This window comes from Alteribacillus persepolensis (assembly GCF_900099605.1).
GTDB lineage: Bacteria > Bacillota > Bacilli > Bacillales > Marinococcaceae > Alteribacillus > Alteribacillus persepolensis.
In genome coordinates this window covers 1-9297 of sequence record NZ_FNDK01000047.1, presented here as the reverse complement: position 1 = coordinate 9297, position 9297 = coordinate 1, and the positions used below count along the sequence as shown (strand labels likewise).

Below are 9297 nucleotides of genomic sequence, written 5' to 3'. Positions count from 1 at the left end.
CAGACAAAAAAGAGCCACTTGCCAACCTCCAAAAATAACTTTACACTCCTCGTTGGACCAACAACGTTCAGCAGGAGGTTATTAGGAGATGTTAGCAATGGCTCAGATTGATTATATCAGACATGAAGTGAACCGAAAAGGCGACAGCTATGCAAGTGTAGCGAGAAGAGTGGAAGTAGATCAACGGACAGTGAAAAAATACGCCGATCAGGATGAGTTTCCTGTCCGCCCACCGCAAAAGCGTCCATCCCCGGTCATGGATCCAGTAAAGCCCATCTTAGATAAATGGATCAAAGAGGACTTGCAGGGAAAAAAGAAGTATCAACGTACAGCCAAACGAATGTACCAGCAACTAAAGAAATTTCATAGCTTTGAAGGTTCCGAGCGATCGGTACGCAAGTATGTATCTCGGCGAAAGAAGGAACTGACAGAATACGATCAAGAAGCTGCCCTTCCGTTGGAGTCCATACCGGGAACCGCACAAGTAGACTTTGGCACAGCTCCATTTGATTATGGGGGACGTGATATAGATCTGCCGTTCCTTGTCATGTCATTTCCTTATAGTAATACTTTTTATTTTCAGGTATTTCCTTCAGAAAATACAGAGTGCCTATTGGAAGGACTACAGCGAATGTTTCACTATATGGGCGGAGTGCCAAAAATCATACGGTTTGACAACTTATCACCTGCGGTGAAAAAGATTTATAGTAAAGGAAATAGAGAGTTGACAGACACATTTGAACGCTTTGTCCTGCATTATGGTTTTGCCTATGAATTCTGTAATCCTGGCAAGGGGAATGAAAAAGGACACGTTGAATCCATGGTGAAGTACATCCGCAACAATTACTTACTGCCAGCATGCACGATTACCGACTTAGATTTATTTAATAAGACACTATGGACAATGGCGGAGGACGATCGTGAACGTCTCCACTATAAAAGAGATATCATGTTAACCGACTTGTATGAGGAAGAGAAAACAAATTGGCTTTTCCCACCGGGAAAACCGTTTGAATGTGTTCGCTATGAAACTTGTAAAGCAGATAAATATGGGTTTATCTCTGTAGACGGTAAACAGTATTCTACGTCTCCTCGTTTTGCCAAACAGCGAGTTCGTGTTTGTATATCCTATGATGCCATCATGATTGTCAATGAAGCACAAGAGGTTATTGTGCGGCATTCTAGGTTGTATGGTATTAAACGAAAATCCATGGTATGGCAGCCATACCTTGAGTTACTGGCTAAACGACCCAGGGCTATCAAATACTCCAGCTTGTATAACCAGTTTCCGAAAGAATGGAGCGACTATTTGCAAAACTGTACGGAAGAAGAACAAAAAGCAGCCTTGCGGCTGTTAACCAATCTATTGAAAAATGATGACTTTTCCATCTTGAATCAAGCACTAGTGTTAGCTTCTGAACATGGTCATCCAGACGTCGATCAAATCAAGCATTGTTTTTATACCCTGTTTCATTACGGCGAACGGTATGAAAAAGTTCCTGCCGGGGGAAATATCCCACAAGTACCTGACATCACTCGTGGGTTATCTCACTACGATGCCTTCTTCCGGGAAGGAGATGAAAAAAGATGAGAGAACACATTGAAGAGTATGCGAAGCGATTAAAATTAAGCTGGGTTCGAGAACATTACCACGAAGTGCAGGCGGAGACCAATGAAAAATATCTTCTCAAGCTGTTTGAAAAAGAAGTGGAAAACCGAGAAGAACGAAAGCTAAATAACCTACTAAAGCAAGCACAGTTACCCAAAACGGGAAGCCAGCCTTTTCAATGGGAACACATTCAAATCCCACAAGGGATCACACGAGAAAACGTCTTACAGGGTGATTTTATTGATCCTAAAGAGAATTTAATTCTCTATGGAGGCGTAGGGACAGGGAAAACATATTTAGCAACACTGCTTTCCCTGAATGCCATACATAGGTTTGGCAGCCGAGTGAAGTTCTTTACCACGGCAAGCTTATCCAACCAGCTTATAGAGGCTAATCAAAATGGCTCGCTTCCTAAGTTTATGAAAAAGTTAGAAAAGCTGGATTTACTTATTCTAGACGAACTGGGATATATCCCATTAAATAAAGAAGGAGCTGAGCTTCTGTTTCAAGTGATTTCGATGTGTTATGAGAACCGAAGCATCGTCGTCACAACCAATCTACAATTCGGTCAATGGAACCACGTATTTGGCGATTCTATTATCACAGAAGCTGTCATTGACCGGCTGATACATCACTCCCATTTATTAGTGTTTAAAGGGGACAGCTTCCGATATAAGGAATCTTTATTACATCAATAATCGGTTGGCAAGTGGCTTACAAATTAAAAGTCCGTTTATTACAATTTTCGGTTGCCAAATACAACTCGGTATCGGTTTTCTGCTCTCTTATATATTTACCTATACTATTTTAAAGCTTGTCACTAAATTCACGGTGAATTTTTTTATAACATCAACAAACAATTAACAGCCTTATAAGAACCGGCGCTTATCTACAAAAAAGATAGCGCCTTGTTTATTTAAAGAGCTATATTGAGTTAATCCTGCTGCTTCGAAATAATCAGTCTTAAGCAATCGGGCGCGATTATGAAGTAAATAAACGCCTGATTTCTCCTTTAAATGTTGAGAAATTAGGCTTTTTTATTTAATTCCTCTTTAAATTTCAAATTCACCTAATGCTACCACTTAGAATAAAAAATTTATGATGAAAATGATCGCTTGTAATACAATCCATCATTTTCTCCTGGTGACAGCTTCTCTGGAACTATCCAGAGATTCACTCCTTACGACAAATAATCCTAAAAATAATACGCCATTTATTACTAAAATTCACACTTTTAAGAGTTTCAAATGACCATGTGACCTGTCTCAAAAACGAACGTAATAGATACAATGGTTAGTTATTGAAAAAACGGATTCTCTTCAACAAAAGGGCCAGATTGTTGAGGAGCAAATTTAGTATCAAGGGTGGGGAACCGTATCAAAAGTAAATGAGGTTTTGATTAATCATAACTAGTGAGAAATGACAAAATAAGAAAGAGTCACTCAATTATTGAACGCCTCTTTCTAAAAGAAAAATAAACAAAAATAGAATTGGTTCTAATTTATATAATATTTTAATTAACCTGTATATCTTACCATCAAACTAGATAAAGGTACCATAATCATTTATTAAGCACTATCTCGTCAGTACCTAATTTTATTACTCTTCCTCCATACCAAAATACTTATATAAGCCTTTTTCAATACAATCATCCAATATTTCTCCACAAAGATTTGCAATTGACATTACATCAACATCTTTAAAGCGAAATTTATTTGAATAACGATTAATAGATATGTCTATTTTTAATCTATTTGCATCACTTAATATCTCTTGTTTTACTACATTATTACTATGTACAATGTTATTTCTGACATTCAACCAAAACCTTATTAATTCATATTTTTTCGTACCAACAATAAAGTGTTTTTCTTGCTTTTCAATGTATCTTTCGAAATATTTAAGGTATTTAACTATGCCATTATCACTTCTATTCATAACATCTTGCATTTCAGGAAGTGAAGGTTTAGTTTCAATAAGTTTCATGGTCAGACTAAATAAAGTCGATTCCAATAAACTTAGAAACATTACAATAGATGCTAAAGAATTCATTTCACCCTCTAACTCTATTTGTTTTAATTTGAACTCCCTTTCGGACACGTGACGAGATTGAATAACATCTGCCCATTCCAATTCACCGGAGTCTTGCGTCTGTTCTCTTAATCTTATATGATTTTCCAACATTTCTCGAGATTCTTTTAATTTTGAGTCAATTTCAATTGTAATTCTACTACTAATTTTTTTTGAAGACCTCAATATTGATAATGATTCTAAATAGTAATTATCTACAATACTATATAAATCTCTTATCAAATCTGACGGTAAATTGTCATGTGTATGGCCTATATGCAAAAGGTGCGACATTGAAAAGTGAAATTTCTGTATTGGAAGTTCCTCGGTATTTCCTATCTCCATAAGTTATAAACACCTCTGTAATTCCTTATATATTTTATTATCTAATTTTAGCATATTAATCTATTTTAATTTGTAATATTTTTGGAAAATTAATCAAGTTTCCTTCCCATAATATATCTCCATGCAATTACAGTTCATAAAAAATAGAAATACTCATTTCATCATCACAGTGAATATTTCTCTTTTTCATTATTTTAATTAAGGTTAATTAAGTAAATGAAGATGATACTAGATATCACCTAAACGTAATTAAATGTTATAATATGTAAAATGAGTTAAACATAAGTAGGGGGAGTTTATTTGTTTAATTTAAGAGATTTTATATACTTAGATGAACGAACAGTTAAAAGGTATTTATCATCAATAGAAGAAGGTTTAGTTAAAGAAGTGCTTGAAACAGATATTGCAGCCAAGCCCAACTGGGATTTCGAGGTTTCAATAGGAGAAATTCAAAAATTACTTGTTGCAGCAGGTATCCCGATTCCAAACGTGGGAGTAAAAAGAACGGGAAAAACAGATACAGTTTCGGTTCAAATTACAAAGGAGCCTACAATTGATTCACAATTTGATAAATTATTCAGGTATATTGAGCCTGCACTTCAATATTTAGAAGGTTTTGACCCAGTTATTTGGTCTCAACTAGAGAATGGGCAGTTTGTCTATTACTCTTCTGAAATTTCTCTGCCAAAGGGATATGAAAATGCACAGATGTTGAATATAGGAGCAGATTTTTATGAACTAGCAAAGGGATGGATTGAAAGAGATGAGGATTTTGAAAAGGTCATAGAAGAAAGTAGGGGTTACAGGGAGGAAGCTGCTTCAAAAAAATACACGAATGTTTATTCAATTCCAATTGGCTCACCAAATAAAAGGAAGTATTATTTTGTAGCAAAAGTTATTCATGATAACTTAGTAGATTGCTCTCTGGAGGACTTAACTTTCGGTAATGCATACACTTTAGCTAGAGTAGAGCATGTTTTGGGAGCTAGTGACAGATATACTGTCTTTGATTCAACATTGAAAGGTGTTGACAGGTTAATGAATAGAGAGGAAAGAAGAAAACAAAAAGGTGATTTATTTGAAGTAGCTACAAAGCCAGCGGTTATAATTAGACCAATAGCTATTTTTAAACAATAAAAGATGTATGTTTAGGGGGATATGAGTGACAGATAAAGATTTAGAATTTGCAGAAATGTTGAGAAAAAGAATTAACCCTAATATTAAAGACTTTAAAATGGATAAAAAAAAGTCATTGTTTATAAACCCTGTTGTTCCAGAGGTTAAAAGGTCTAATGGTGAATTATATATTTATAGTTTAACTGTTGGACACCTTTGGATAATTGAGATTGTTAAATCGGTGGGTTTTGGAGAATTTATTAAAGATTTAATTCTATTCTCAAAAGAAAACAACTCTAATTTGTTGGAATGGAATATAAGCCAATCAGAAGAAATCAGGCTTAATCATTTATTATCGAAGCACAACATGGTTTTTGAACGTAAAATAGTTAGTGGAATTAATATCATGAAATACAAAGAAGAGCTTGAGTTATTAAAAGAAAAAAATCATCCTTATCACACTTTAAGTAGAATTTTTCATATGGTTAAAACTAATCTATTGCCTGAAGACATTTTAGGTTTTAGTAATAACCTAGAAAATGAACTTAAGGAAAAAAGTTCTGTTATTAATGCTATTTACCTTGGATTAAAATCAGCAGGAGTAGTTGAAGATGAAGAAGAGATAATGCCTCCTCAATCAGTTATAGACATTTTAAAAGAGTTTTCACCATGCATGGTTGAGAAAAAAGAAATGAAATATTATGCGAAAATAGGGTTAGAGAATAACTATTTTGAAAGGCTGCCAGAATTATTTTCGATGAACTGGGACTGGCTAACTGATAATGAAAAAGTCATAGTTTCAAAACTACTTTATAGCTTTAGAATAATCAAAGAATTAACTTATTCTCTCTTTGCTATTAATGGAGTACTGGCTGCCGCTTCAACGAGGATTTTATTCGATAATTATTGGCAATCGAAATATTTGATTGAAAACAATGAAATTCAACAGTATAAAGAATTTGCGCTAGACAGAATGCGACTTCATATTTTAAAAAGAACAGGAAAAGAAGATGTGGAGGATATTGGGATTTTGATGCTGGCTTCTAATAATGATTTGCTAGACCCAATACCTATACATGGAGATTATTTTAAAAAATCCGCAAGAGAGTATGCTATACAACTGAATTTGAAAGATGACTACGATAAATACTATGAGTACAATAGCGAATTTATCCATGCTTCTTTGACAGCTATATTGTCTAGTTTAATGGTTGAGTGTGCAAATCCAGAGCATTTAAATCATTTTACTGTTAGCCCATCTTCTTCAAGGTATATTGATGCAATACCTCATATATTCGATATTATTAATGCGCACATATCTTTAGTCAATGATTACTTAGGAGAGGAAATACTAGAAAATGTAGAATTAGAAGATTACTTTTTTAAAGAAAGAAATTCTTTCTTGGTACACATGGAAAGTATGCAAAATAAAATGGAATAAACCTCACTTAGATACAACATTACGGAGAACCGTACCACAAGAAGGTAATTCAATCTTCAACAAACGGGCGCCGCTCGACAAGTTCTGCTATAAGCGCATGGAGCGTGAAATGCAGGGGATTACTTAGCGGACAATCCTAACTTTACAACCAAGGATGGGAATGACGGAACCATGTTTCTTGAAACCATCCCGTCAATACTCCTGCATGCGTCGTGACTGACAGGTCACGGGGTTTGAAGTACAGGTAGATTCGGCAGAACGAAGGCTGGAGCCACTTTTGATAAGAAGGTATGCCAACGGATATGCCGCACGGCTGAAAAACTGGATATGGTGAGAATGGTTTCAGCGGAATGAAACTGACGAATAACCGAATATACAGGTCTAAAGTTTGAACATAAGGAAACTTATGTCCCACCTAACGATGGGGTGAGTGGTGTGCAGTAAAAATGCGCCCTATGAAACACGCTATACCGGACAAAGGCGGTATCCAGCTCACAGGCTTCCAGGGGAACACCTAAGTTCAGTATGGATAGCTAGGTTGTAAGGGACTTGGAAAACAAGGAACGTTGAAACAAGGACTGTCATCCGAAACGGTTGCTATAAGGCTTATGCTAAAAGGCATTTATCCTTGCGAGGGTAGGGGCATGACTGATGAATCTCTTGTAATGGGAGTGGAGGAACAGCCCCAAGTCTAGCGAAATGAAAGATTATTTTCCAAACGTGTATTGCACCGATCGGGTAAGAACGTGGGAACATCACTCCAAAAAGGAGAGATGCCACAGTGCAAGCTTTGCGATATTGGGATTACTATGAGATGACGGAGACGTTTACAGATTTATACGATAAAAGCTTGAAACAACAATCTTTTTCTCGTCTTTACGATGTAATCACATCCAGAGAAAATATTTTACTCGCTTATCGTACCATCAAATCAAATAAAGGTTCCAAAACACCCGGAACTGATGGAAATACCATCAACGACATGAAAAAGTGGTCCGAAGAAAAACTGGTGATGGAAATCCGGAGGCAACTAGAAAATTATCGTCCAAAGAAAGTCAGGCGAAAATGGATTGAGAAAAGCAATGGAAAGTGGAGACCTCTTGGCATTCCCTGTATTTTAGACCGCATTATCCAACAAAGCTTTAAACAGGTGCTTGAACCGATTGCGGAAGCTAGATTCTATAACCATAGTTACGGATTTAGACCACTCCGTTCGGCACATCATGCCATGGCAAGAATCCAACAGCTTATCAATCTATCACACTTTCATTTTGTGGTTGATGTTGATATCAAAGGTTTCTTTGACCATATTAACCATACGCTGCTTATAAAGCAACTATGGAACATGGGAATTCAAGACCGAAAAGTATTAGCCTGTATTGGTAGAATGCTGAAAGCTGAAATAGATGGAGAAGGCACACCTACAGAAGGCGTGCCGCAAGGCGGCATCTTATCGACGTTATTGGCAAACATCGTGCTTAACGACCTTGACCAATGGGTTGCCGGACAATGGGAGTTCTTTCCGTTGTCCAAACCATATCAATCCAAAGTCGGTGAAAGACAGGCCAAAAAACGTACTAACCTTAAAGAGGGTTATCTCGTTCGTTATGCGGATGATTTTAAAATCATCTGTAAGGATGGTAAAACGGCGCAGATATGGTATCACGCTACAAGACTTTACCTTAAAGACCGTTTAAAATTGGACATTTCGCCGGAAAAATCACAAATTGTGAACCTGCGAAAACGAGAATCCGAATTCTTAGGCTTCACTATCCGTGCCAATAAAAAGCATAATAAGAGAGTTGCGCGTACTGGTATTAAACCGGATAAAAAGCGCAAAATCAAAGAAGAGGCAAGGAAACTGATTCGAAGAATCAGGTCTTCGCCTTCGGCTCTGAATGCATTGCTTTTCAACAGTTTTGTGCTGGGAATTCATCATTATTTCAAAAGGGCTACTAAGGTCAATCTGGAGTTCTCACGTCTTGCCTATGATATAAGGGCGTTCATGTATAATCATCTTAGACCAGTAGGTAAATATGGTCATCCGGCTAATCCTCCGCCGACTTATAAAAAGATGTACCGTTGTAGTTTTAAGACGTTTCAAATTGCTGGTGTATATTTGTTTCCACTTGGCGATGTTAAAACGGTGAATACAATGGGATTCAGCCCAAGTATGACTCCTTTTACCAAAGAAGGCAGGGAAATGATGCACAAAAAGTTGCGTCCCGATATTCAACGACAAGTTAGTATACTAATGAAATCAACACTTCCAACCAGGAGTGTTGAATACATGGATAACCGAATCAGTCGGTACAGTATGAAAATGGGGAAATGTGAAATTACAGGCATGGAATTGTCGGCAACTAATGTCCATTGCCATCACTATGTACCGCTAATCCTTGGAGGAAGCGATCAATTTAATAATCTTCGCATTCTCCACGAAGATGTACACCGATTGATTCATTCAAAGGATAAAAAGATGATTAATGAACTTATAAGGAGATTTCAGCTTACTGGAGCAATGATTGAAAAAGTCAATCGTTTTAGAGAAAAATGTAAGCTTGAAGCTATCTAAAAATCTCAAACACGAAGTAACGAGGAACTTATAATCGAGTAAATTCCGTTAGATGGAACGCGGAGTGCGGGGAAACTTGCACGCTCCGTGTGGAGCAGGGGAAAAGCCGGAGATAACTTCAAACGCTTACCTATTGCTGAC

General features: G+C 36.7%; 6 protein-coding genes. 5 read left to right on the top strand and 1 reads right to left on the bottom strand.

The window, feature by feature from the left end; translation table 11 throughout:
- Window positions 1-88 precede the first annotated feature (88 nt).
- Together istA and istB are read left to right on the top strand one after the other, a co-directional pair.
- Window positions 89-1591, top strand: coding sequence for an IS21 family transposase (istA, locus tag BLT18_RS17610; protein ID WP_091277021.1), 1503 nt, complete (start codon window positions 89-91; stop codon window positions 1589-1591).
- The gene (istB, locus tag BLT18_RS17605; protein ID WP_091277018.1) at window positions 1588-2307 is read left to right on the top strand and encodes an IS21-like element helper ATPase IstB; all 720 of its coding nucleotides are present in this window, start codon (window positions 1588-1590) and stop codon (window positions 2305-2307) included. The genes istA and istB overlap by 4 nt, the downstream gene beginning before the upstream one ends.
- A 901-nt stretch (window positions 2308-3208) precedes the next feature.
- Here the strand turns inward: istB and BLT18_RS17600 are convergent.
- Window positions 3209-4024, bottom strand: a complete 816-nt coding sequence (locus tag BLT18_RS17600; protein ID WP_091277017.1) for a hypothetical protein — start codon at window positions 4022-4024, stop codon at window positions 3209-3211.
- 300 nt (window positions 4025-4324) lie between these two features.
- Here BLT18_RS17600 and BLT18_RS17595 point away from each other — a divergent pair, with 300 nt between their 5' ends.
- From BLT18_RS17595 to ltrA, 3 genes are all read left to right on the top strand, one after another.
- Window positions 4325-5161 (top strand): DUF6414 family protein, encoded by an 837-nt coding sequence (locus tag BLT18_RS17595; RefSeq protein WP_091277015.1) that lies wholly within the window; start codon window positions 4325-4327, stop codon window positions 5159-5161.
- Window positions 5162-5186: 25 nt separating this feature from the next.
- Window positions 5187-6581, top strand: a complete 1395-nt coding sequence (locus BLT18_RS17590; RefSeq protein WP_091277013.1) for a hypothetical protein — start codon at window positions 5187-5189, stop codon at window positions 6579-6581.
- A 781-nt stretch (window positions 6582-7362) separates the two neighbouring features.
- A complete protein-coding gene (gene ltrA, locus BLT18_RS17585) occupies window positions 7363-9156 on the top strand; it encodes a group II intron reverse transcriptase/maturase (protein ID WP_091277011.1) in 1794 nt (597 codons plus the stop codon).
- The last annotated feature ends 141 nt before the right edge of the window (window positions 9157-9297 follow it).